General features: G+C 68.2%; 17 protein-coding genes and 1 pseudogene. 14 read left to right on the top strand and 4 right to left on the bottom strand.

The window, feature by feature from the left end; all coding sequences use genetic code 11:
* Positions 1-166: 166 nt before the first annotated feature.
* The 7 genes and pseudogenes from IW249_RS26785 to IW249_RS26760 all read left to right on the top strand — a co-directional run bounded on the left by IW249_RS26785 (position 167) and on the right by IW249_RS26760 (position 6610).
* A complete protein-coding gene (locus IW249_RS26785) occupies positions 167-2758 on the top strand; it encodes a hypothetical protein (protein WP_196923285.1) in 2592 nt (863 codons plus the stop codon).
* Between the two features lie 113 nt (positions 2759-2871).
* Positions 2872-3933: a PDDEXK family nuclease gene (locus tag IW249_RS26780; protein ID WP_196923284.1), complete on the top strand. Its 1062-nt coding sequence runs from the start codon at positions 2872-2874 to the stop codon at positions 3931-3933.
* A gap of 81 nt (positions 3934-4014) precedes the next feature.
* The gene (locus tag IW249_RS26775; RefSeq protein WP_196923283.1) at positions 4015-4245 is read left to right on the top strand and encodes a hypothetical protein; all 231 of its coding nucleotides are present in this window, start codon (positions 4015-4017) and stop codon (positions 4243-4245) included.
* Positions 4187-4570: pseudogene (locus tag IW249_RS35265) on the top strand (YbaB/EbfC family nucleoid-associated protein); the annotation flags it as partial. The gene IW249_RS26775 and the pseudogene IW249_RS35265, both read left to right, overlap by 59 nt.
* A gap of 125 nt (positions 4571-4695) precedes the next feature.
* Positions 4696-5004, top strand: coding sequence for a type VII secretion target (locus tag IW249_RS34460; RefSeq protein WP_307788718.1), 309 nt, complete (start codon positions 4696-4698; stop codon positions 5002-5004).
* Positions 5001-6236 carry a WXG100 family type VII secretion target gene (locus IW249_RS26765; RefSeq protein ID WP_196923281.1) on the top strand — a complete coding sequence of 412 codons (1236 nt, stop codon included), beginning with the start codon at positions 5001-5003 and terminating at the stop codon, positions 6234-6236. The genes IW249_RS34460 and IW249_RS26765 overlap by 4 nt, the downstream gene beginning before the upstream one ends.
* Before the next feature lie 44 nt (positions 6237-6280).
* Entirely contained in the window at positions 6281-6610 is a 330-nt protein-coding gene (locus IW249_RS26760; RefSeq protein ID WP_196923280.1) for a hypothetical protein, read from the top strand.
* A 63-nt stretch (positions 6611-6673) separates the two neighbouring features.
* On the opposite strand, the gene IW249_RS35365 is transcribed toward IW249_RS26760, so the two are convergent.
* The 3 genes from IW249_RS35365 to IW249_RS26750 are packed head-to-tail and all read right to left on the bottom strand — an operon-like array spanning position 6674 to position 10127.
* A complete protein-coding gene (locus tag IW249_RS35365) occupies positions 6674-6913 on the bottom strand; it encodes a DUF7662 domain-containing protein (protein ID WP_443673247.1) in 240 nt (79 codons plus the stop codon).
* Between the two features lie 4 nt (positions 6914-6917).
* Positions 6918-8105 carry a restriction endonuclease gene (locus IW249_RS26755; protein WP_196923279.1) on the bottom strand — a complete coding sequence of 396 codons (1188 nt, stop codon included), beginning with the start codon at positions 8103-8105 and terminating at the stop codon, positions 6918-6920.
* A gap of 33 nt (positions 8106-8138) precedes the next feature.
* Positions 8139-10127: a GmrSD restriction endonuclease domain-containing protein gene (locus tag IW249_RS26750; protein WP_196923278.1), complete on the bottom strand. Its 1989-nt coding sequence runs from the start codon at positions 10125-10127 to the stop codon at positions 8139-8141.
* 310 nt (positions 10128-10437) lie between these two features.
* On the opposite strand from IW249_RS26750, the gene pglY reads away from it, so the two are divergent.
* The 5 genes from pglY (at position 10438) to IW249_RS26725 (ending at position 21592) form a co-directional block, all read left to right on the top strand.
* Positions 10438-14157 carry a BREX-2 system ATPase PglY gene (gene pglY / locus IW249_RS26745; RefSeq protein WP_196923277.1) on the top strand — a complete coding sequence of 1240 codons (3720 nt, stop codon included), beginning with the start codon at positions 10438-10440 and terminating at the stop codon, positions 14155-14157.
* Positions 14154-16895: a BREX-2 system phosphatase PglZ gene (gene pglZ, locus IW249_RS26740; RefSeq protein WP_196923276.1), complete on the top strand. Its 2742-nt coding sequence runs from the start codon at positions 14154-14156 to the stop codon at positions 16893-16895. The genes pglY and pglZ overlap by 4 nt, the downstream gene beginning before the upstream one ends.
* The gene (brxD, locus tag IW249_RS26735) at positions 16892-18205 is read left to right on the top strand and encodes a BREX system ATP-binding protein BrxD (RefSeq protein ID WP_196923275.1); all 1314 of its coding nucleotides are present in this window, start codon (positions 16892-16894) and stop codon (positions 18203-18205) included. Before pglZ ends, brxD begins: the two co-directional genes overlap by 4 nt.
* A gap of 14 nt (positions 18206-18219) precedes the next feature.
* Positions 18220-20343 carry a DEAD/DEAH box helicase gene (locus IW249_RS26730; protein WP_196923274.1) on the top strand — a complete coding sequence of 708 codons (2124 nt, stop codon included), beginning with the start codon at positions 18220-18222 and terminating at the stop codon, positions 20341-20343.
* Positions 20344-20671: 328 nt separating this feature from the next.
* Positions 20672-21592 carry a DUF559 domain-containing protein gene (locus IW249_RS26725; protein WP_307788717.1) on the top strand — a complete coding sequence of 307 codons (921 nt, stop codon included), beginning with the start codon at positions 20672-20674 and terminating at the stop codon, positions 21590-21592.
* A 90-nt stretch (positions 21593-21682) separates the two neighbouring features.
* Here the strand turns inward: IW249_RS26725 and IW249_RS26720 are convergent, their stop codons facing one another.
* Positions 21683-22519, bottom strand: coding sequence for a hypothetical protein (locus IW249_RS26720; protein ID WP_196923272.1), 837 nt, complete (start codon positions 22517-22519; stop codon positions 21683-21685).
* Positions 22520-22733: 214 nt separating this feature from the next.
* On the opposite strand from IW249_RS26720, the gene mptB reads away from it, so the two are divergent.
* Complete coding sequence (gene mptB, locus IW249_RS26715) at positions 22734-24137, top strand: polyprenol phosphomannose-dependent alpha 1,6 mannosyltransferase MptB (RefSeq protein ID WP_196923271.1); 1404 nt, start codon at positions 22734-22736, stop codon at positions 24135-24137.
* A complete protein-coding gene (locus IW249_RS26710; protein WP_196923270.1) occupies positions 24134-25357 on the top strand; it encodes a glycosyltransferase 87 family protein in 1224 nt (407 codons plus the stop codon). Before mptB ends, IW249_RS26710 begins: the two co-directional genes overlap by 4 nt.
* Positions 25358-25381 lie beyond the last annotated feature (24 nt).

Below are 25381 nucleotides of genomic sequence, written 5' to 3'. Positions count from 1 at the left end.
CCACGGCGAACTGTCCAAGACCACGCACGCCGATCCCATCTGGCCGGTGGTTCCCGAGCCATGGAAGCCATCCGCTCCAGAGCCGCGGAAACCTGCGTCAACCAACGCGAAGCCGCAGAAGCGAGAGGCCCGGGCTGGGTCACCGGGAACACTGCGCAAGAACTTCGTGCAACTGGCCACCATTCTGCGGGACCGGGCTGCCGGCGTGAAGCTGGACCCCGAAGAGCGGCAGGCGCTCAAAGTCCTCGCTGACGACCCCATCTTTTCGGTGGCGTTGCGTTATGCGGAGTTGCTCGATGAGGGCGAAGCCATGGTGGCCAGGCACAGCGGGCGCCCCGCAACCCACCACGTCAAGGCGCTGGCTCGGCAACGCATCGACGCTGTGCGGCGCCTTGAGAGCCACTACCGGCAACGGCTCACCCACGCGCGAGGCACGAGCAGCGTTTCAGATCGATTGAGCGTCCTGGTAGTGCGGGAGATAGCCGGAAGAGAGTACGACCGGGCACTCGCCTCCGTCCTGCGGCAACGAGGTCTCCGCTCCGAGGCCATCAGCCTCCCCACTGTTCGCCTCTGGTCCTGGCTCAACAATGCGGCAGGCGCCCGAACGCCCGGCGATGAAGCTGTGCCCCCAGGCGTCCGCCGGCTCTTGCGTATGCACGACACGGCCTTCGTGCAGGCCGTCATGGCCGATGCGAAGAGCTCCCATCCTGAGGCCGCCTTTGAACATCCAGCTGTTGTGGAGCGCTGGGCGTCCTGCACCAGCGAGGTCGAGTCTCGGTTGAGGTCTGCCCGCGAGCAGTGTGACCGGACGCTGCGTGGGAAGGTGCCGAAGGGCCAGCGGGCCAAGGAGATCGGCAGGCTGCGCGGCGCCGCAGGCGCATACGCGATGGCGTCGGCACGCAACCTGATGGCTGACTTCGCGTTGAAGGCGCTTCGGCTGCAGGTGTTGCAACAGTACGGGCAGCAACGATTCCAGCAGTTCCGTGTCGCACTCCTGAAGGAGGCCACGGAGATGGTCTTCCGGACCGAGCCGGCATTGGCAGCCGAGGTGGCGCGGGCAAGCGCGGATCACCGGCGGACCTGCCCGCGGTGGTCCCCGAGTAACCCCTGTTTGACGTGCGCGCCAGGAGTGGCGGCCGTCGTACGCGAGCGCCTTTCGTCACGGGCGGGTGCGAGTGCGGGCAAGGCACAGACTGCGACCTCGACGCCCTCTGAAGTCGAAGCTGGGGATATCACTGGCAGCGCCTGTAGCGGCGGACCCAAATCCTTCGCCTGCTCGGATCTCCGCGGGCAACTGTCGGCGAACCTCGGGCGGATGGTCGGTGTCACTGAGCTGCGGCATGACAATGGAACGGGACGCTTCGGCCATGGCTGGGTGACCGAGCACGGGGAGTGGGGCACCGGAGGCGGCGACGCCGCCAATGTGCATGACGCATGGCTGCAGGCCGTATGCCGTACGGCTCTGGAGCTTGGCGGTGGGGTGTCTCGCGTCTATGTTTTGTGTCGCGACCAGCGAGCAGCCTCCGTGGTGAACCACGTCGTGAAGGTCAAATTCGTCGCCGAAGCGCTGGGATTTCCGGTCACCGAGCAGACCCGAAAGCTGCTGACACGGCTGATTGAGAGCCGCGGCAAAGTTTCGGCCTCAGCTAACTGCTGCCAGGAGCGCCATCGTGGGGCCGAGGCGGCAGGGCGACTGGCCGACCTCGCGATCCGCGCTCGCCAGCCGGGCGGGACGGAGGCCATCAAAGCCGCGGGGGACAAGGTCGCAGAGGAGTTCCGCAGGCTGTCAGAGACGACCAGCGTGCAGTCACCGGAGGAGAGCGGCCGGGCGCTTTGGGTGCCGGGCGGGTCCAACGCGGGGGAACTCCACTGGCGAGGCGCGTTGCTTCGGGTTCACCTAGCCGATGGCTGGACCGAACTTCCTGACGGGCTGAAGGCCACAGTCGAGGACCGGCAACGGCTGCGTCTCGTCGTTGACCATCCCCGTCGAGGGTCCCCGGCCCTTCAGGCCGAGAGCGAGGTGCTGCTTCGGCGTACCGGCCGACGATGGGAGCTGCACGGGGTGAGCTGGCCCCGAGGGATGCTTCCGGGAACGCTGGTCACCTACCGCTGGCGTGCGAGTGAACGCCTCATCAGGGCGAGCAGCGAACTGCTGCCGCAACCAGAGCGGATCGATGAGCTGACCTACCGACACCGGTACGACATACGGGTTGTCACCAGGGAGAACGCGCCCGGAGCGGAACAGGGCGGGCAAGGCCATGATCTGTCGGATGCCGCCTGGGTGATGCGTACCCTGCGAATCTTGGGTCACCTCAGTGCGGACGGCAGCGCGATCCTGGCTGAGGAAGCGCTCGTGCGTAACTGCCTGGAGCTGGGCCTGCCGCAGAAGAGGGTGACACGCGTCCATTCTGCGGTCGAGCGGCTGTTGAAGGAGCAGCGTATAGGGCGCGTATGGGGAAGCCTGGACGGCAGCGGCCAGCCCAGCTATCCGCCGCAACGCGGAGAAACCCGAGTCCGACTTCTCCGCTACGCTCCGCGCCTGGAACGCCTCGCCTCGCCCTCGCCCAGGCGCCCGGAAGCACAACCCCCTGGCCGCGAAGAGGTGGTGAACGGTTTTGTCCGTCGCCTCCCGGCCGGACGGCAGGCATCCGACGAACAGAAGGAACTACATCATGAGGCGGTCCGCGCCAAGCGAATGGTGAACCGCCCACTGCCCGACGGCTACACATTCGTGCGCCCCCACCATCGCAAGCGTTGAGTCAGCCGACGACCTGCGGAACCGAGTCCAGCTGAGGAGTCGGACCTGACGGATGCGACCGAACGTCAGCGAAGCGGTCTTGACGGATGCTCCTCCTCCGGCAGACTTTCGGGATGGGCTTGTTCGAGATGACCGCCGACGGGGAACTCGTTCCCGTGCCGTCCTCCACCTTCGCCGCTGAACAGATCCTGGAGCGAGCGGATCTTCAGCGAGCCCTTCGGGAACACATCGCCGCCCTCGGCGAGGACCTGCTCGTCGTCGCGGAGGAGTTCGGTGACTTCGAAGTACGCCGCCGCATCGACCTACTCTGCGTCGACCGCAGTGGCCGGCTGGTGGTCGTGGAACTGAAGCGCACCGAGGACGGTGGCCACATGGAGCTGCAGGCGCTCCGCTATGCCGCGATGGTGTCGGCGATGACCTTCGACCAGCTCGTCGACACGTACGAACGGCATCTGGCGCAGACCGATCCCGAGAATGCGGACAGCGCCCGTGAGCGCCTCGCCGAATGGCTGGAGGAGGCCGGCGGGGACGCCGCCGTCATCCAGCGTCAGGTCCGGATCGTCCTCGCTTCCGCCGGCTTCGATCCTCAGATCACCACCACCGTTCTCTGGTTGAACGACATCTATGGTTTGGACATCACCTGCGTCCGCCTGACTCCCTATCGCATCGGCGAGAGGCGACTCCTTGACGTGCAGCAGGTCATTCCGCTACCCGAGGCCGCGGAGCTGACTGTGCAGTTGCGGCGCCGCGAGACGGCGGCACGAGCCGCACAGGCGAGCAGTGGTCGAGACCTGACTCGGTACGCAGTCGTTACCCCCTCGGGAACGACAGAACCGCTGCCAAAGCGCAGGGCAATGCTCGCACTCGTCACCGCGCTGCACGAGGCTGGTGTGGACGTCGCCGACATGACGAAAGTGCTCCCCAGATGGCCACGACTACTGCCGGTCGACGGAACTCTTACCGGTCAAGTGCACGAGGAGGCGTTCGCCCGGGCCTACCCCAGGTACGCCAACCAACTTCAGCGGTGGTTTTTCGAGCAGCCCTTCCACCGGGACGGCAGGACTTGGGTGCTGTCGAAGATGTGGGGTGCGGACACCATGGACGGCCTCGACGCGCTACTAGCGCTCGCGCAACTGCCCGGGTACGACTACGAGCCGGTCGAAGCCCAGTCGTGAACCGTCGCCGCCATAGGGGCAGCTGAGCACCGATCACCTTCGGTAGGGTGATGACTCCGTGGCGCACGAGAGGATTGCGGCGTGGGCAAGCGGTTCACCAGAACCATCGATTGGTTTGATTCCTCGGCGTCCGGCAACGTCCTCGTCGACCGGCTGGCCAATGGCTGGAAGGCCAACAGCGTCGAGCATTTGGTGGGGTCCGCCCGGTGGGCACCTCTGGCCCAGCACCTTGGTTTTCGCCTGTCTCCTCGACATGGCGCGGGTCCACGTATCCCCGCCATGCGGCAGCCGAAGGCCTCGGTGTCGGCATGAGGCACGGTACGAGCGAGGTTCACGGCGAGGACGAGCAGCGGTGATGGATGCGGACGCGGCCGAGAACTGGGTGCGATCCTGGTCCGCCTCGGTGAGCGAACGCGCCGCCCAGGCGCAGGAAATGTCGAGACTCGTAGCGGATCTGTCCGTCTCCGCAACGAGCGCCGACGGCGCGGTCAGGGTCACCGTTGCCGCCACCGGGGTGGTCACCGAGCTGCGCTTGAGTGATCGGGTGCAGGGCTGGCCCGGGGCGCGGATCGCCGCAGAGGTCATGACCACCATGCGGCGGGCGCAGGCCCAGCTCGCCGAGGCTGTGGCTGACGTGGCAGCCCGGACAGTGGGCGAGGGCTCGGAGACAGGCCGCGCCGTGGTGGCCAGCTACACCGAGCGGTTCCCCGAGCCGCCTGAGAATTCAGACGATGATCGCTCACGGCGGCGACAGGATGGCTGGTGGCCGACGGCTTCGAAGTCGACGCCCAGTCGCTGCGAGTCCACGGCTCGGCCGTCGACGACACCTCCCTCGCGATCGACGAGTGCCGTCGGGCGGCGTCCTCGATTGCGCTGGGCCGCGATGCGTACGGTCGGTTGTGCCAGCTGATACCAAGCCTGCTTCACCCAACACAAGAGGCCGTCATCGACAGCTTCGGCGAGACGGTACGGGCGCTGCAGGAGGCGGCCGACGGGTTGCGTACGGTCTCCGACCGGTACGAGCGGGGTGACGAACGCGCAGCCGCCCGGTTCGATGGAGCCACGTGGTGAACCAGCCGTCCCCGTTGATCGCAGCCCGCCAGGACAGCACGACCGCGTTCAGCGGCGTCTTCATCGCGGAGGACATCGACGCCCTGATGGCGGGCTACACCTCCGGCGGCTGGATCGATGTCGCGATCGGCGGTGTCGCGACCTCCATGGATACCCTCGCCTTCGTCACGGATCCGCTCGGGCAACTGGTCGCGTGGGGAGTGGGCTGGCTGATCGAGCACGTCAAGCCCTTGTCCGACGCACTGGACGAGTTGGCCGGCGACCCAGACCAGATCACCGCGTACGCAGAGACCTGGCGCAACGTCGCCAAGGCCACGACCGAGGCGGGCACCAACTTCAGTGCGATGGTCGGCAGCCAGATAGCGGGCTGGAGCGGTGCCGCCTCCGACGCGTACCGCAGGAACAGTGACCGCCACATCGCCGCAATGAACGCGCTCACCAAGGCCGCGGGTGCCATGGCGGAGATCACCACTGGCGCCGGGTTGCTCGTCGCCATGGTTCGTGGGCTGGTTCGTGATCTCATCGCGGAGTTCGTGTCAGTGCTGGCCGTGCGGCTCTGGGAGTGGTTGGCCGAGGCGGGGCTGACACTGGGCCTGGCAACCCCCTGGGTGATCACGCAGGTGACGGCACTCGCCGGTAAGTGGATAGCGCGGATCACCCGTCTGTTACACGGGTTGATCGAGAGCCTGCGCCGGCTGGCGCCCATCCTGCGTCGTCTCGAACAGCTCATCGCAGATCTGAAGGCGCTTGTCCGCGGCACCGCGCCGGGTGGAGCTGCACGGTCAGGCGCGCTCGATCGTGGCACCCATCTGTTTCACGCCGACGCCGATCCGCTCCGGAAGTGGGGTCCGGCGCGACAGACGCACCCCGAGGAGTGGGAGGCGGCGATCCAGGAGGCCCGTGCCCTGGATGTCGAGATCACCTTCCGCCCGGGTGCGCTGGCCTACGGTCCTGCCCCCGGGCCGGGCCGCCCCGGCCAACTCGTCCTCGATCCCGACGCGTCGTACGGCGCGCTGTTGCACGAGATGCAGCACCTGCGCGACGACCAGGCGGCCGGCTGGGCGGGCATGAGAGGCTGGTTTGAAGACCCGGTCGTGCGGTATGAGAACGAGGTACGGGCTTACCAGAGGGAGATTGACTATGCCAACTCGATTGGTGACCACGAGTCCGTCGAACGCCTGAACCAGGCGATCCGCGAAGAGTATTCGAGAATCTTCGGAGTTGATCCGTGACCGCACCGCCCCCGCCGAACCTCCCGGTCCCACCGGTGCGGCAAATGACCACCGCAGATCTGGCGCACCTGGCCGCGAGCGGTGGCCCTTACCGGGGCAAAGCGGTGTTCGAGCTGGTCGACCGGGCACGTTCCGAGGACGACGCCGCCACCAGGCTCGATCAGCTGAGCCGGCTACCGGCCCTGCGCGAAGACCGTGCGTTTCACCTGGTCTCTCTCGCCTGGGCGGCGATCATCGGCCTGCTGGCTGCGGAGACCGTACACGCCCGAGCCAGGGCATACGCCGCGTTCGAGGCCCTGGAGCGCGCCGAGCAGGTCGACTTCCTCGCGTACGTAGGAGCGGAACGCGTTGAGGACGCTCATCCTCGAATCTGACACGTACAACAGAGGCCCGGGATTCTCTGCCAAAGAGCCTCTTACAACACCCCAGTTTTGAGGTCAGCTCTGCGGCTCGAAGTGGACTCGCTGACGGGCGATATCCGGGTGAGCGGAGAACCCAGCATCACTCCACGACCTGGACTGCGAGTGGGTCCTGTCGTCGTTCGACCACCAGGCCGAGTAGCGGTGGGCCGAACTGGGCAAGCCACCCGGAACCAGGTCCGAAACCTCCTCAAAGCTCATCTCGACATCCCCGGAACGTCGTCGGAGGTGCTCGTGTAGACCGTCGTACTTGGCCACGGACTCACCCCGCGCCGGGCTCGGGCGTGTTGAGGACGTCCAGGATCGCGGCGGCCACCTGCTCGATGTAGTCGATCGTCTGCGTGGTGCTAGGACCGTCGATGGGGCGCTTCCGACTGACGTCGTTGGGATCCTCGTCGTACTCGTGGGCAATCTTGTGACGGCGCTGCACGGCCTGCCGGAGTTGTTCCTGGATGTCTTTGCCGGTGAAGACGACCCCGTCTCCGCTCTGCTCCGTGAGTACCCGCGCTACCCGGTCCCAGAAGCCCTTGACGTCATGGACGAGACCGAAGCCCTCGCGAATCTTGTCCGGATTCTGGTAAACCAGGTGGCCCTGATCGCGAAGCTGCTGATCCAGGGCTTCGACGAGCGTCTTCGTGCCGAGCTGCACCTGCTCGACCAGGCCGAGGGAGATCTGGAAAGCGGTGAAGGCTTTGGGCTTCTGCGCCGTGGGCTGTGCGACCAACCTCAGCATCCGGCTCCGGATCTCCTGTCGGACCCAGTGGTCCAGTGCGGCGACGCTCTGGACCCAGGCTGCTCGGAACACGTCCGAGACCTCGAACGACCCCACCTTGAGCTGATCCAGATGCTGGCCAGCGGTGGCAAGACTACGTGCGTAGTTCAGGTTTCGCCGCAGGTTCGTGAACGGACTGGAGCCGTCGTCCTGAGCAGGTGGACCAGAGGTGACGGGCTCCTCGGGAGGCGCCGTCGGCGGGTTGTGACCGAGGAGCCGCTCGAGTCGGGTGAGGCTGTCAGCCTGATTGATCCGGTAGACGGTGGTCAGCGACGGGAGGGCGAGCACTTCCCGCTCCACGGACGCCCGAGGGATGTCGGTGCGGGACCAGTGCACGGGCCGTACGTGGCGGATGTCCGAGGGTAGATCAGTCCGGTACTCGTAGGGACCGGTAACGCGGCCAACGGCAACGTCGGGGCTGGTGCGCTGGAGGTACAGCACAATATCGCCTTCGGACATCCGAGACCGGAACGCGAGCAGCTGGATCGCGTAGTTCTCCACCGTACGGCGTTCGACCTCCCGATAGGCGGCTTGGACTCGGTCGTGGATGTCGGCGTGGGTCGTGGTCTTCGTCAGGTCTCCAGCGCCGGACCAGCCGACCGCGATCAGATTCTTGTCAAGGGCGAGCGCGTCATAGCTGTCATCGCGGCCAGCCCGCACGATCCATGCCTTCGTCATCGGATCTCCTTCGAAGGGGTGTGGGTGTGCCGGTCAGTCCGTGCTCGTGATCGGGAACTTGATGGGTTCGCCGTCCCACTGCTTCGCCTCGATCCGGGGGAGCGCGGAGAGTGGCTGGGAGGTGTCGAGTTCCCGGTCGAAGACGCCGCGCCACTCCTCTGGAGTGCCGGTGACAAGAAACGGCCCTATGTGAACCTGCAACGAATCCTCGATCATTTCGACCGGGGTGGACTCGCCGGCGATCGTCACGTCGCTGTCAATGCCCGCGACCCGCGCTGACTCGATGGCGCTGTCCAGTTCGGCCATGCTGGCCGAGCCCACCCAGGAGATGCCGTCACCGGACGCCGTGAAGACGATCCGGCCACCGTCGCGGATGCTGCCGTAGAGGGCCAGATCAAGCGACAGTCCGGCGCTTGGATCGGCGTTCTCAACGGGCACCTCATCGAGGAATGGCGGCCGGAACCGGTCCAGGAGCCCGTTCATGGCCTCTGCGAGGAGCGCACGTCGGGCATTGAGGAACCGCTGGTAGCCATTGGGATCCCTCAGCGACTCGTCCAGTGGCACCAGGTGTGCCCGCAGTTCGTGCTCGTCCAAGGTCGGGAAGTACTCGATCGGGCTCCGACCGTTGATCTTCTTGTTGGCCTGGGCGGAGATGAACACCAGGTTCGCGAGATCGTTGACCATACCCTTGTCGAAGCGGCGATCGTCGAGGGTCGACAGCGGATGGACGTGGTGGTGCTCGAGCCTCGGCGCCATCTCCGTGTCGGGAAGGATGTCGGAGCCGTACCACCAGTCACCCGCACCCCGGGCCATGGACACGAGCAGACTGAGGAAGAAGTAGGGGCTTTCCTTCGTCCGGCCCCGCAGCGCCCGCTCGGTCACCTCAGCTCGAGAGTTCTCGACGTTGAGGCCCTCAAGTAGCGCCCGGACCGGATCTGGCTGCCGAGCGGCCCGGATGTCCTGGCTCAACCGGGTGTCGGTGGAGCCGCTGTAGCGGGTCCTGATGGTGGCGAGCAGAAGCCAGTAGATGATCCCGTTCGAGGTTTCCTCGTCGACCGTGTCGTCAGTGCGCTCACCGAGGAGCACGACCAGTGGAATCAGCACGATCATCGAGGGCAGCGGGTCCGACCGGGTCAGCTTGAGGTGTGTCTGCAGCAGCGGAACCAGCCGCCGGAGACCTCGCTTGACCACTTCCCAGCCCTGCTCGAGCTCCGTGTCGCCGGTCTGCCGCAGCTTGCTGTGGGACCACACCGACAGACCACGCCCGAGGACGACACCTGCCAGCGCCCGGGACAGAAAGTTGACGTCGATGTGCCCGTAGCCGTGGCGGAGCCAGTGCTCCGACTCGCGCTGCAGCCTGGTCAACACCCCCGTCCACCTCGTGGAAAGGGTCGCCATTGCCAGGTCGAGGGTGCCGAGACGGCGGCCGCCGCTGTTGACCCGAACGAAGATCTCCGCGACCTCCTCGTACGGAAAGCCCTTGAGGACCTCCATGAAGAACCGCCGGTTGCGCAGCTCCTTGATCTTGCCGAGTCGATCCTCGATCTCGTGGTCCTCAAGAGTGGACCCCGCGTCGAGTAGCCGCTGGGTCAGGCGCAACATGCTCGCCTTCGGGTCGAGCACGTCCGCCACCTTCACCCACTTCGGGTCGCGCTGGGTGGCCGCGCTCTGGTTCTGGAATTTCTGGTTCTCCACATGAAAAACGACCTGTGCCTCGGGGTGGTCACTGAACACCCGGTGCAGGGACGTCAGGCGTTGTTGGCCGTCGAGAAGGAAGAGAGGCGGCTTCGACGGCGCCCGTTCAGGTCCGCTGACGAACATCTCCCGGGTCTCCGGGACGTCGTCGGTCTCCCAGAACAGCAGCGAGCCGAAGGGGTAGCCCCGGTAGATGGAGTCCATCAGCTTGGCAACCTGTGTCGGCTTCCAGACATATTCGCGCTGGATCTCAGGAAGCAGGATCTCGGCACTCGAGATCTCGTCGATCAGTTTGCCGATGGACCGCTCGATCCTGTCGACGTGCATCAGTCAACCTCTTCATCCCCGCGAAGGTTATGGAATACCGAGCCGGGCGCCGACTCAGCCGAGCAGCAATTCCGACCCGACTCGGGCCGCCGCACGCCGACAGGCAGCAGGACGCGCTGAGCGATTGGCCCGACTGAAGTCCTACCGTGCGGGGGTACGCCTGTCCACCCCATGATCGGCCGTCCGATTCGTGCACCCTGACTGCCGAGTGGAGGATTTGGCTGATGTGCGTCAGCCATGAAGCCGATCCTCCCCAGTCGCGAACGCGCCTGTACCGAACAGGCGGGCGCTGGTCGGTACGGTATGCACCATGTCTTCGCCCAGCCCCGCGCCGCTGCTTCGGGAGTTCATCGAGATCCCGGAGCGCACGAGCACGAGCGACTTTGTGCTCAAGCTCGCCGACAGTGTCGCCGACGCCGATGCCACCTTGCGCGACTACGTGGTCACGGATCGGCTGCTCGGCAACTTCGACGAGGCGCTCGGCTTGATCCGCTCCGCTGTCGAAGGGCACGCCTCCAAGGCCGCTTACCTGCACGGCTCCTTCGGTTCCGGTAAGTCGCACTTCATGGCGGTGCTGCACGCGCTGCTGCGGGGCGAATCCGCTGCCCGCGGCCGCGATGAGTTGGCCCCGCTGGTGGCGAAGCACAGTGTTTGGCTGGACGGACGCAAGTTCCTGCTCATCCCGTACCACCTGCTCGATGCGCGGTCGTTGGAGCAGCGGGTGCTTGGCGGTTACGTCGACCGGGTCCGCGCGCTGCACCCCGATGCGCCCATCCCGGCGGTCCACCGCACCGACGCGCTGCTGGAGCAGGCCGCCTCGCTGCGGGAGAAGATTGGCGACAAGCAGTTCATCGACGGCCTGCCCGGCGGGGACGCCGAAGATGAGTGGGGCGACAGCGAGACGTTCTGGACGCCGGAGCGCCTGGATGAGGCGTTCGGCGGTGCGTACTCCGACGAGCTGCGCCGCAAGTTGGTCAACGATCTGCTGACCAGTTGGAACGTCGGCTTCTTCAGCAACGCCCGGGAGGACGCCGAAGCGTTCGTCTCGCTCGACCGGGGCCTGACCGAGATCAGCCGGCACGCCAAGGAACTCGGCTACCACGGGTTGATCCTCTTTCTCGACGAGCTGATCCTCTGGCTGGCCAACTCGATCGGAGACCAGCAGTTCGTCTCCCGGGAGATTCAGAAGATCACCAATTTCGTCGAGGGCGGCGACACCCGCCGGCCGATCCCGGTGGTCAGCTTCATCGCTCGGCAGCGCGACCTGCGCGAGTTGGTCGGCGAGGAGGTCACCGGCGCCAACGAGCTGAGCTATCAGGACACCCTCAATCTGGCCAGCGGCCGGTTCGACGTGATCAAGCTGGAGGACCGCAACCTCCCTGAGATCGCTCGCCGCCGGTTGCTCAAAGCGCGCGACGACCGACCCGGGGCGGGCGAGGCCATCTCTCGGGCCTTCGACGCCACCACCAAGGTACGGCGAGAGGTGTTCGACACCCTGCTCGGCACCGACTCGGGCAGTGGCGCCGACATCGACGCCTTCCGGTCGACGTACCCGTTCAGCCCGGCATTCCTCTCCACCCTGGTGCACGTCTCCAGCGCGTTGCAGCGCTCCCGGACGGCGCTGAAGCTGATGCGCCAGCTGCTGGTCGATCGCCGCGACACCCTGCGCCTCGGCCAGTTGGTGCCCCTCGGAGACCTCTACGACGTCATCAGCACAGGCGGCGACCAGCCCTTCACCGAGAAGCTCAAGGCCGAGTTCGAAATGGCCCAAAAGCTCTACGACCTGAAGCTGCGCCCCTACCTGCTGAGCCAGTACGACCTCACTGACGACGACCTGGAGGCGGCGCGCCGCGGTGACACCCAGCCTGCTGAGACGGTCGGACGGGTTCGAGCCTTCACCGGCGACGACCGGCTGATCAAGACGCTGCTGCTGGCCGCGCTGGCGCCCAGTGTCCCGGCGCTGCGCAATCTCACCGCCCGACGGCTGTCGGCGCTCAACCACGGCAGCATCACCAGCCCAATCCCGGGAGGTGAGGTCGCCCAGGTCAACCGGAAGCTGACCGACTGGGCCGGCCGGTTCGCCGAGATCCGCATCGGTGAGGGCGACGACCCGATCGTGTCGCTGGAGTTGGTCGGCGTCGACGTTGACAGCGTGCTCGCCACCGCCAAGCACTACGACAACGAGGGTGCCCGCAAGCACCTTGTGCAGCGGCTGCTCTGGAAACAGCTCGGCGTGCCGTGGAGCGACTCGTTCTTCGCGGAGGCCGCGCTGACCTGGCGGGGGAGTCGCCGCACGATCGAGCTGGTGTACGGCAACGTCCGCGACCCACACGACATCCGGGACGAGGCATTCCCCCCGAACGACCCGACCGGCTGGCGTTTGATCGTCGACTATCCGTTCGACGACGGGAGTCATGGGCCGGCGGACGATCGGCAACGGGTCCAGGAGCTGAGCGGCCGGATGACGCCGCGCACGGTCTGCTGGATTCCTGCCGCGCTGACCATCGAACGCCGCACCGAGCTGGGCAAGCTCGCGATCATCGACAAGTTGCTGGAGGGGCAGCGCTTCGACAGCCACGCCGAGCACCTCAACCCCGACGACCGTCGGCGGGCACACGCGGCGCTGACCAACCAGCGCAGCGCGCTGCTGAACAAGATGCAGGCCGTGCTGCGCCAGGCGTACGGGCTGGCGGGCAAGCAGCCCTCAGACGTGCAGCTTGGCTTCGATGACCACCTGCAGTCGCTCACCCGTGCGTTGGAGCCGAAACTGCCCATGGGCGCCACATTCGCTGACGCGCTGCGCAGTCTCGGCGATCAGATGCTCAGCCAGCAGTTCCCTGCCCATCCTGACTTCGACCCCGACCGCAAGGGCGAGCCTGTGCGTCTGCCTGACGTGAAGGTAGTGCTCGACCACGTCCGGCGAGCGGTCGAGTCGCCGGAGGGACGCGTAGAGGTCGAGCGAGCGCACCGCCAGACCATGCGCCGGATCGCCAATCCGCTCGGGCTCGGCACGATGCACGAGGCGGCCTTCGTCGTCGAGGGCCAGTGGGCGCAGCATTTCCACCACAGGGCGGCCGCCGAGGGCGTCAGCGGTGAGCTACGCGTCGCCGACATCCTGGGCTGGATCGACGAACCCAGCCCACGCGGTCTCGACCCGATCGTGGCGCAACTCGTTGTGGCCACCTTCGCCGAGCAGACCGACCGTGCCTTCCACCTGCACGGAAGCCCGGTCACACCCGCTCCTGATCCAGGCAAGATCACTACCGATCACGCTCTGCGCGAGGAGCGGCTGCCCAGCGAGGAAGATTGGGCAGAGGCTCGGGCCCGAGCCGGGGCGATTTTCGGTGTACACAACCTGAACTTGCGGCGGGGCCGGCTGGTGGCGATGTTTGGTCGCGACCTCAGCAACGAGGGCTCGCGGTATCGAGAAGCGGCTCATGGCCTGACCGCCCGGCTCGAGCAGCACGACAAATGGCTGGGTATCGACCAGGCGTCGCCGTCAGGACGACTCGCCACCGCTCGCGCGGCGGCTGACCTGCTGGAGCGGCTGGCGACCGGGCGTACGGCCGTGGAGACCACCGAGCGGTTGGCTCGGGCGGAGCTCGCCGGACCGGCCGACAGGGTCGGGAAGAGCATCAAGAGCGCCGCCCAGGTGTCCGCCGAGCTGGCCCATGCGGCGTGGGAGAACTTCGAGATCATTGCCGGCCTCGGCGAGCCATACGCCGGGGAGGCGACTGGGATCCTCGCCGAGCTGCGCCGCGTCGGCCAGGCCGACGAGTTGACCGTGCCGCTGAGCCCAGCTCTCCGGCGCGCGCAATCTGACGCGGTGGCGCTCATCCGGCGTGCCACCAAGAAGGCCTCGCCCCCGTCGCCGCTGCCTCCACTGCCGCCGCCTCCGCCGCCCCCGCCCATCGGGGGTAAGGCGGTCGTTTCGGCCGGGCTCTCCGAGGATGCGGTGAACGAACTTCGCCAGTACGTAGCCGCCCACCCGGACGCGACCATCGAGGTCACCTGGAGAATCGTTTCGTGACTCAGGCACCTGCACCGGCTCAGGCACTGCGGATCAGCCCAGTGGCACTGCGGCAGAAGGTGGCGCAGCAGCTCGAACGGCACCGTAACGGCGACGCGTACCCGGTGATGGTGATCCGGGCGGAGCCGATATGGCCGCACGACCCGACGGTGCTGTTGTCGGACGGACGCCCGGTCCGAGTAGTGCCATGCGTCTCCCCGCTGGCCGTATGGGAGCACCTCGTCAGCGACCGCGACGAGGAGGTTCTCGTCCTGCTGACCGACGTTCCAGAGTCGGTGCTGCACCACGGCGTGCGTAGCCGGGTCTTCCGTCAGCGCGTCATCACCGTGGAACCCTGGGACCTGGTCGTCGATGCGTTCGGCGCGCAGCTACCGGACACCGCGCTCGAACGCGAGGCATGGGCCGGCGAGGCGTTGCTCGACGCCATGCCGCCGGGCGGCTGGCCGGGGCTGGCCACGTCGGTGCTGACCCGCGACATGGCTCTGCGGCATCTCGCGGCGGTGCGGCTCGGTCTCGACCGGCAGGGCATCGGCCCGGACGACCTGGACGTGACGGCGCTGTTGCGATGGAGTGCCGAGCCAGGTGCGGTCGAGGCGTATGGACTGCTACGGGAGGCCGAGCGGAACGGGCTCGCGCGCTGGCTGCTGGAGCAGTTCGGCCGGCCGGCGAAGGCACTCTTTGCGCTGGTCGATGCCGGGCATGGCAACGAAGCGTTGCCGCTGGGTTTGGTCTGCGATGCGCTCTGGGGCACCGAGAGCGCCGACTCGGTGCGCGCCCAGGGGCGTATCGACCAGTACTTCGGCAACCTTAACGACGATGCCACAGTGCGCAGCTTCGCGGCGGCGGCCGTGCAAGTGGTTAGCGCCCTGTTGAACGCGCCGCGCGCGGCGGTTCGCCGGGACGGCCATGCCATCCTCGACCGAGCGGAGCAGCTACTCATCCAGTTCTCCGCGGGCAACAGCGCGGGCCACAGTCCGGTCCTACGGACCGGCTTCGCCAACCGCCTCGGTGCCGCGGCAGGAGCCCTGCTCGCCGGACTGCGGAACCCCGCGAACCCGGAACTCGACCTGGCGATCGAACACCTCGCCGGACATCGGCTCGCCGAGGCCGAGGCAGAACGGGTACGTCGAGCCCGGATGGCCCAGCGGCTGGTGCACTGGCTCGGCACGACGGTGGTGCCTCCGCAGAGCGTCGCGGACGGCGTGGACCGGCATATCGCCGAGTGGGGGTGGGTGGATCAGGCGCTCAACCACGTCTGGGCTGGGGAGGAAACCCATCCGCAGCTGCAGCGGGCGTACCGGGAGATTCATGAGCTGGCGCAGCAGCGGCGGCGTGAACTCGACGGCGCGTTCGCCGGCCGGCTCGCCGCGTGGGCCACCGCCGGGCCGGGCAGCGACGGCGACCTGCTCACCATCGAGAATCTTCTGCCCCGCGTGGTCGATCCGCTGATCCGTGCTGGTCGACCCTTGCTGCTCGCCGTGCTCGACGGGATGAGCGCCGCAGTCGCGGTGCAGCTCGCGGACGAGTTGGCCCCGCACTGGGTGGAGTACGACCCGCTGGCAGGGGCGGGAGCGGCTCGGCGTCGGGGGATTGTTGCCGCGCTGCCCACCCTTACGGCGGTTTCCCGCACGTCGCTCTTCGCCGGCGCACTGCGTGCCGGGAATCAGGACCTTGAGCGGCGGCTCTTCGCCGAGGGGCGATGGGGTCGGGACTCCCGAATCTTCCACAAGGGCCCGGCGCGCGGCGGTGCGGGCGAGGTCATCGCCGCCGACCTGACCGATGCCGTGGCGAGTTCTGCTCCCGTGGTGGCCGTTGTGATCAACACGGTTGATGACGCGTTGGCCCACGGCCGGGAGGGCGATGAAGCCGGGTGGCAACTCAACGATCTCGGCTTTCTGCGCAGCCTGCTCGACCAGGCTCGTCGCACCGGCCGGGCCGTCATCGTCACCAGTGACCACGGGCACATCCTTGAGCGTGGAGGTCAGCACCTCAAGACACCGGACGCGGCATCCGCCCGTCACCGGGTCGGGGCTGGCCCGGCCGGCCCCGGTGAGGTGGAACTGACAGGTCCCAGGGTCATCTCGGATGGCAATCGCATCATCGCGCTGTGGGATCCGCTGCTGCGCCACCGTCCGAGCCGGGCGGGATACCACGGCGGTGCGTCGCTGGCCGAGGTGACCATCCCGTTGTTGGCCTACCTGCTGCCCAACGTAACCGACCCGCCGGCGGGCTGGGCGCCCGTAGAGGAGCGCACACCGGAGTGGTGGCAGACGGGCGCTGCCGCGTCGGAGCCGAGCGCTCCTGCACGGCCGACCAACACGCCGAAGCCGCGCCGGAAGGCACCCGCCATCGCTGGGGACGCGCTTTTCGAGGTACCGGAAGTGGCGGCCGAGCCGCAGGCAGCATCGGCGGTCAGCGACGGCGACCTGGTGGCGGCGCTGCTGGCCACCGAACTGTTCGAGGCGCAGCACAGTCTGACGCCGCGCCGGGTGGAGCTGAAGAAGATTCAAGCGGCACTACGAGCACTTGTCGACGCCAAGGGTGTGCTGCCCGTCGCCGTGCTGGCGCAGCGGGCCGGCGAGGCACCGGTGCGGGCGGTCGGCTTCGCCACCACCCTGCAACGGATCTTCAACGTGGACAACTATCCGGTGTTGTCGCTCACCGACAACGGTCGAACCGTCCGGCTAGACCTCCGGTTGCTGCAGGAGCAGTTCCGTCTGCGGGGAGGGGCGGAGTGACGACGGTCAGCCCGGCGCGTCGCCGCGAGGTGATCGACGCACTGCGACGCGGCGCCGTGCCATCGGCCGGACTGGACCTCTTCGCCGTGGGGTTGGACCGCTTTGCCGCAGCCATCGGCGATGACCTGGACAGCGTCGCCGCCGGCGGATCCGTCTTCAAGGCGGTTCGCGGTGAGTACGGCTCCGGCAAGACGTTCTTCGCCCGGTGGATTGCCGAGCAGGCCAAGCAGGCCAACCTCGCCGTCGCCGAGGTGCAGATTTCCGAGAACGAAACGCCCCTGCACAAGCTGGAAACCGTCTACCGCCGGCTCAGCGAGCGACTCACCACTTCGACGTTCCCGCCCAGCGCACTTCGTCCGATCGTGGACGGCTGGTTCTATGCGCTGGAGGAGGACGTCCTTGCGGCAGGGCAGGTCATTGCGGATGACGCCGGTGCTCTCGACGAAGCTGTCGAAACTCTCCTCGACCAACGGCTGGCCCTCGTGAGCCGGAGCGCTCCCGCTTTCGCTGCCGCGTTGCGCGGCTACCGGGCTGCTGCCGCGCGAGGCGATGCGGCGACCGCAGACGCCGTGCTCGCCTGGCTCGGCGGGCAGCCACACGTCGCGGCCGCCGCCCGCCGGGCAGCCGGTGTACGGGGCGATCTCGACCACTTCGCGGCACTCAGCTTCCTGCAAGGGTTGCTGGCCGTGCTGCGCGACAGTGGGCATCCGGGGCTGCTGCTGGTGCTCGACGAGGTGGAGACGCTGCAACGAGTCAGGTCGGATGCTCGGGACAAGGCGCTCAACGCCCTCCGGCAACTCATCGACGAGGTGCACTCCGGACGGTTCCCCGGTCTTTACCTGGTGATTACCGGCACGCCGGCTTTCTACGATGGCCCGCAGGGCGTTCAGCGGCTCGCGCCACTGGCGCAGCGCCTTGCCGTGGATTTCAGCACCGACCCACGGTTCGACAATCCCCGCGCGGTGCAGATCCGGCTGCCGGGCTTCACCGTCGATTCCCTCGTGGAACTCGGCGGCCGAGTGCGAGACCTCTACGCCGACGGGTCCGCAGTGCCAGAGCGGGTGTACGGGCTGGTTGACGACGGATACCTCGGCGAGCTGGCACGGGCAATAGCCGGCGGTCTCGGCGGCAAGGTCGGGGTGGCGCCGCGGCTGTTTCTCAAGAAGCTCGTGGGGGAGGTGCTCGATCGGGTGGACCAGTTCCCCGAGTTCAACCCTCGGCAACACTATGCGCTCACCCTGTCCAGCGCCGAGATGACGGACGTAGAGCGAAACGCCACGAGCGCCGACGAGATCTCGCTCGAGCTCTGAAGGACGTCGAAGTCATGGCGAGTGACGCCGAACTGCTGCATCCAGTCGTACAGCACCACATTGTCAACTCGCTGCAGTGGCCGGCATTGAGGCCATTGCAACAAGCTGCAGTGCAACCACTGCTGGCCGGCGAGGACGCACTCCTGTTGGCGCCTACCGCCGGCGGTAAGACCGAGGCGGCACTGTTTCCGCTGCTCTCCCGGATGGCGCAGGAGAACTGGTCGGGCACCTCTGTCCTCTACGTCTGCCCGCTGAAGGCGCTGCTCAACAACCTTCTGCCCCGGCTGGAGAGCTACACGGCATGGCTCGGGCGTCGGGCGGCGCTCTGGCACGGCGACGTCACGATGGGTCGGCGCCGTGCGATCCTCCGCGAGAGGCCCGACATTCTGCTGACCACGCCGGAGTCCCTGGAGTCAATGCTCGTCAGCAGCGCTGTCGATCATGACGTGTTCTTCGGCCAACTGCAGGCGATCGTGGTCGACGAGGTGCACGCATTCGCCGGCGATGATCGTGGTTGGCACCTGCTGGCGGTGTTGGAACGCCTCAGCCGGGTGGCGGGACGACCGGTGCAGCGAATCGGACTCTCGGCGACGGTCGGCAACCCGGACGAGTTGTTGGCCTGGTTGCAGGGTTCGGGTCGCGGCCAGCGGTTCGCGCGAGTGGTGGCGCCCGATCGTCACCCGGCGACGCCGGTGCCACGTCCAGCCGGTGAGGTCGAGCTGGACTACGTCGGGTCCGTGCACAACGCGGCCAAGGTCATCGCGGCCCTTCATCACGGGCAAAAGCGCTTGGTCTTCTGCGACTCCCGAGCGCTGGTCGAGGATCTCGGGCAACGGCTCCGCGCGCTCAACGTGACGACCTTCCTCTCTCATGCGTCACTCTCGGTTGACGAGCGGCGGCGGGCCGAGGAAGCCTTCGCGCAGGAGCGGGACTGCGTCATCGTCGCCACCAGTACCCTCGAACTCGGAATCGATGTGGGCGATCTCGACCGCGTCATCCAGATCAACGCCCCACGTAGCGTCGCCGCGTTCCTGCAACGGATCGGCCGGACAGGTCGGCGTCCCGGCAGCAGCCGCAACTGCCTCTTCCTCGCCTTGGACGGGGAAGGACTGCTGCATGCTGCTGGGTTGCTGAATCTGTGGGCACAAGGTTGGGTCGAAGCAGTCGCACCCCCGCCTGAACCGCGGCACATAGTCGCCCAGCAGATGCTGGCGCTCGCGCTCCAACAACACCGGATCGGTGACAACCTCTGGTCGCACGAGTGGAATGGCCTGACGCCCTTCGACAAGAGTGCCGACGTGATCATGCGGCACCTCGTCGAGCGAGGCTACCTCGACGTCGACTCCGGGATGCTCTTCATCGGGCCAGAAGCTGAACTGCGCTTCGGGCGTCGGCACTTCATGGACATGCTGGCGGTGTTCACCGCACCACCGCAGTTCACCGTGCTGGCTGGTCGTACCGAGATCGGCCGGACCGACCCGGCACTGTTGACCGCCAGGGTGCTCGGTCCCCGGCTGCTGCTGCTCGCCGGCCGAAGTTGGCGCGTCACCTATATCGACTGGAAGCGGCAACGTTGCTTCGTCGAGCCAGCCGAGGGGGGTGGAAAGGCCCTCTGGATGACCGGCGGATCGCCGCAGGGACTGTCGTACCGGATGGTCCGGGCAATGCGTGATGTGCTGCTCGGTGCCGACCCACCGGTCACCCTCACCGGCCGGGCGAAGAGCAGACTGGCTGTTCTACGGGACGACGCGGCCCCTGTCGTCCATCCCGCGGGCCCGGTGCTGGTCAGAGACGACGACGGTGAGGTGCGTTGGTGGACCTGGGCAGGCTTCCGGGCCAATGCCACTCTGATCGCTACGCTCAGCGAGCTGGCCGATCCGACTCAACGGTACGACGACGCCTCCATTCGGCTGCGACCAGATTTGGACCGCAGTGTGGTGCATCGGGCCATGTCAGACGCGGCCGACCGAATCTGCCTGCCCGACGTGTCGGACAAGGCGCTTGCCGGTCTCAAGTTCAGTGCCGCTCTGCCGGAGCGACTCGCCGTCGCCACCCTGGCCTCCCGGCTGGCGGACATTCCGGCGGCCCGGGCGGTTCTCGCCGAGCCAATGCAGATGACCTACCTTGCTCCAACCTGACCGACTGGTGCTCGGTAACTGCTCCGCCAGTAGGGTGCCCCGTCCTAGCTGCATACCCGGCCGTTGTGGAGGCTGGCAGCCCTGACGGCGTCGCTGCTCTCAACGAGGGCGTCTATCCGGCCGGACAAAAGGTTGGTTAGGGCGGACCTTCAACGCCCGGGGGAGCCGACCCAGACCAGGCATCACAGGTTCGCGTACCACAATCGAAGATGCCTCGGACGGCGGTCCACAGGTGCATTCGCTGTCCACCGCGGCAGTCACGCGGGCAGTAATCGGCCGTACGCCGAGGCAGGGTGGGGCGGTGGACCCGCGGTTGCATGCTCTGCTCGTGCGCGGCAATGGGCTGGTCGCTCGGCGGGACATACTGCGGGCGGCCCCGGCCTGGACGATCCAGACCGCCCGGCGGGCGAACCGGCTGATACAACTGCTGCCCGGGGTCTACGGCGACGCCGCGCTGATCCGTCACGCCAACTCCGACCTGCCGATGTTGGCCCGCGTCGAGCGGGACGTCGCTCGACGCGCTGTGCTGGCGTACGTCGACGGGCGCGGGGCGCTGAGTCGCCTGACCGCGCTCGACGTGTGGGGCCTGCGCCGTCAGGCGCCGGGGGAGCCGGTGTATCTCGATCTGCCGCGAGGGTCAGGCCTGCGTGATCGGCCGCATCTCGTCGTAGCGCGCCGGTCCGACTTCGCGATCGCGCCGCCGCAGGTGGTGATCCGCGGAGGATTGCCGGTCATCCGGCTCGACCGGACCCTGGTGGACTGTTGGCCGCTGTTGCCGCCGGTCGACCGACCGAGTCTGCTCATCCGCGCGGTCAACGACCGGCTGACCACGCCGCAACGCCTCGCCGCCGCTCTTGCCGAGGTGCCGAGGATGCCCGACCGTGGGGCGCTGAGCGGTCTGCTGGACCGGCTCGCCGCCGGTTGCCGCAGCCCGTTGGAGATATGGGGTCACGACCACGTCTTCACCGGACCGGGGATGCCGACGTTCACCCGGCAGGCGCGGGTGCGGGTCGGCGCCCGGACGATCTACCTCGACATGTTCGCCGAGGCGGAACGGGTCAACATCGAACTGGATGGCGCGACCAGCCACGGCGACCCGGCCGAACGCGAGATTGACCTCCGCCGGGACGCACTGCTCGCCACCGTCGGCATCCTCGTCGTCCGCTTCAGCCACCGCCGCCTCACCGCGGACCCGGTTCAGGTCCGCCAGGAGACTCTGGCCATTCTCGCCCACCGCGCCATTTCATGATCATGTGCTGAGAAGTAGGTCCCACAGGCCCCCCGCACCTACTTTTCATCACTTGATCATGGGGGAGAGGGGGCGGGTGCGGCGGGGGAGCTACTCGGGGGTTGGCGGGACGGGGGTGGGGTGGGTCTGTTGTGGGGGCACTCTGGGCGTGTGAGCCGGCTCTGGTGAGGGGTTGGCGTGGCGGTGGAGGAGTTCGGCGATCCATCGTGCGGCTTCTCGCTGCGCGGCGAGCATGTGGTCGCGGGCGTCGGCAAGGTCGTGGTCGTCCGCGTGATCATCGAGGATCGTCGCCCACTGGCGGCTGAGTTCCTCGGCGTACCGGGCCTTTCGGATCTGCTCGTCGAACTGGTATTCCAGCTTGACCAGGCGGTCGACGTGTGGCTGGAGCGCCGGCATGATCCGTTCGTCGAGGCGTACGGCGGCGTCGGGGCGGCAGGTCAGCGTGATGTCGCCCCGCTGGTAGTGCCACAGGGGATCCTCGGCGAGCGCCCGCTGCAACGCCACCTCCAGGTCACCGGCCCGGTGCGGGGGCAGGTCCCGGGCGGCGTCGGCGGCGAGCCGGGTCAGCCGTTGGATGGCGTTGGCTTGGAAGTACTGCACGTACCAGCTCAGTACCTCGGACCGCAGGCTCGCCGGCGACGACCAGGCGAACGTGGCGCGGATGTAGAACGAGTACACGTAACCGCGTGCGGGGACCGCGATCAGTCGGGGCGCGTCGCGTTGTTCGACGAGGGGACCGGACGGCGACGGCGCGGCAGCGGAGCCGACGGGTGCCTCGTCCTGGAGTGCGGCGACCAGTCGATCCCAGCTTCGCGCCCACCACCGCCAGCCGCGCACACCGGCGTCGCGGGCGATGGTCAACCCTCGTACACCCCGGTGCCGCCACTGGTCCGCGGGCCTCGGCCTCCCGTCGGGGGCGTCCGTCATGGCACCCCTCCACGGTCACGGATCCGCGTTTCACGCTAACAACCGGTGACCGATATGCCGGTCGCCACGCCGTCACCGAGCAGACCGCATATCGACACGAACCAGACCATGCACCGTCGATGGCGGGGCGGCCGCGCCGGTCCGACATCGCGCCGTCGCCTGCTGATCGTCCGCACGTCGGGTGGGGGTCAGCCGCGGACGACATCCTGCCCGGGTGCGCACACTGCCGACCGTCATCGCGTACCGGCTGCTCGGGGGCGTCGGTGCCACAGTGTTGTCCGGCGCCGGCCTGGCCGCCGGGGCGCTCCCGGTCGGCGCGCACACGGCCTGGTGGAGCGGGCTGCGGCAGCTCGCGGGGCCGGGTCTGCTCTGTGGGTACGCCGGCCTGACCCTGCTCGTGGCCGCCTGGTGGTGGGCGGGCCGACACCCGCACGCCCCCGACGAGGTCGTCGACCGGCGCTCCGCCGCGCTCACTCTGCTCTGTTGGGCGGGGCCGTTGCTGGTGGCGCCGCCGCTGTTCAGCCGCGACGCGTACAGCTACCTGGCGCAGGGCGCGATGGTCCTCGCCGACATAGACGTGTACCGGCACGGGGTGGCCCAGTTGGGCGGCGCGTTGGCCGGTGAGGTGCCGCAGATGTGGCAGCAGACGCCCGCGCCGTACGGGCCGGTGTTCCTCGCGGTGGCGGCCGTGGTCAGTGGCGTGACGGGCGGCAAGCTGGTGCTCGGCGTGCTCGGTCTGCGCCTGGTGGCGCTGGCCGGGGTGGCGCTGCTGGTGGCGTACCTGCCCCGGTTGGCGCGGCACTGCGGTGTCGACCCGGCCGCCGCGCTCTGGCTGGGCGTGCTCAACCCGCTCGTACCGTTGCACCTCATCGCGGGCGCGCACAACGAGGCGGTGATGCTGGGGCTGCTGGTGGCCGGGCTGAGTCTCGCCTTCGAGCACCGCTACGGCACGGCCACCGTGCTGGTCACCCTCGCCGCGCTGGTCAAGGTGCCGGCGGTGGTCGGGCTGCTGGTGGTCGGGTCGCTCGCCGCGCGCCACCGCGGGCTTCCGGCCTCGGTGGCCCGCACGGCCGGGTTCGCGGTGGGCACCGCCGCCGTGGTCACCTGGGCCACCGGCATCGGGTACGGGTGGGTCGGCGCGCTCGGCACCCCCATGTACCGGCACAGCTGGTCGATCTCCAGCGCGCTGGGTCGGGTGGCGTCGCGCACGGCTGGGCGGTTCGGTCTGCACCTGGGCGACGCCCCGATGCGGTTCTGCCTGGCGCTGGGCGTGGCCGTCGCACTGGCCGTGGCGGTCGGTGTGTGGTGGCATCGGCGACGGCTCGGCCCGGCGTACGCGCTGGGGTTGGTGTTGGTGGCGGCGGCGCTGCTCGGCCCGGCGACCCGGCCCTGGTACGCGCTCTGGGGTCTGGTGCTGCTCGCGGCGGCGGCGCACGGGCGGGCCCGGCCGGCGGCGGCGCTGGGCGCTGTGGTGCTCGCGTTCGTGGCGTTGCCGAGCGGCTTCGGACCGGACGTGGCGCAGGCGGTGCTGGCCGCCGCCGGGGTGCTGGTGGGGTTGCTCGCGGTCGGCTCGCTGCGCCTGCTGGTGCCGCCCGCCCCGGTGGGGCTGGCCCGATGAACGCGAGTCGGCGGCGAGTGGCGACGGTGTTCGGCCTGGTCACCGTGCTGGCGGTGGCGATCGCGCTGCTGCCCGGGCATCGGGGCTGGTTCGACGTCGGTGTGTACCACGGCGCGGTCGGGCACTGGGTACGCGGCGGCGACCTGTACGACTGGACCACCGGCAACGGGTACGGCTTCACCTATCCGCCGTTCGCCGCGGTGACCATGGCGCCGATGGCGGCGCTGTCCTGGTACCCGACGATCGTGGCGAACCTTCTGCTGACCGCGTTGGCCGTCGCGTTCCTGTTGCACCTGCTGGTGGACCCGTTGGCCCGGCGGCACGGGTGGACGCGCTGGTACGCGCTGGCGTTGGCCTGCTGTCTGCTGGCCGGGCTCAACCCGGTGCGGGACACTGTCAGCTTCGGGCAGGTCAACCTGTCGCTGGTGGCGCTGGTGTATGTGGACCTGTGGTTGTTGGAGCGGGGCAGTCGGCTGGCCGGAGTGGGGGTGGGGCTGGCCGCCGCCGTCAAGCTCACCCCGGCGATCTTCATCGGGTATCTGCTGGTCACCGGGCGGTGGCGGGCCGCTGCCACGGCCACCGGCACACTCGTCGGCGCCACAGTGGTCGCGGCGGCGCTCGCGCCGCAGGCCAGCCGCACGTTCTTCGCCGAGGCGTTGTGGGACACCGACCGGGTCGGTGAGTTGGCGTACGTGTCGAACCAGTCGCTGCTCGGCCTGGTCGCCCGGCTCGACCCGGCGCACCCGGACCGGCGGGTGTGGCTGCTGCTGGTCGTGGCCGTGTTGGCGGTGTGGGCGGTACGGGCACGCCGGGCGGTGCGTGACGGCGACGAACGGGCCGGCTTCGCGCTGACCGGCGTTGCCGCGTGCCTGGTCAGCCCGGTCACCTGGGTGCACCACCTGGTGTGGCTGGTGCCGGGGCTGGTGGTGCTCGCCGCGTCCACGCTGCCGTGGCCGCCGGTCGACGCGGCGGCTCATCGTCGGGCGCGTGCCGGTGCCGCCGGTTACGTCGTGCTGTGCAGTGGGCTGGTCTGGGTCTTCGCCAACGGGTCGGACGGGCCGTGGGGGTTCGTGGGCGCCAACGCGTACGTCTGGGTCAGCCTCGGCATGCTCGCGTTGCTCCCGATCGGGCGCGCCGAGACAGGTGATCATCCGGGGTTCACCGAGCATTGTGGAGCAGTTGGGGTGCCGAGGGGTGTTGCCGTCGACCGGCAGCGGTGAGACTGGGTCCGGTCCGACACTCAC

This window comes from Micromonospora vinacea (assembly GCF_015751785.1).
GTDB classification, from domain to species: Bacteria; Actinomycetota; Actinomycetes; order Mycobacteriales; family Micromonosporaceae; genus Micromonospora; species Micromonospora vinacea.
Note: the sequence above shows the minus strand (reverse complement) of the source record. Positions and strands in the feature narration are given on the sequence as shown.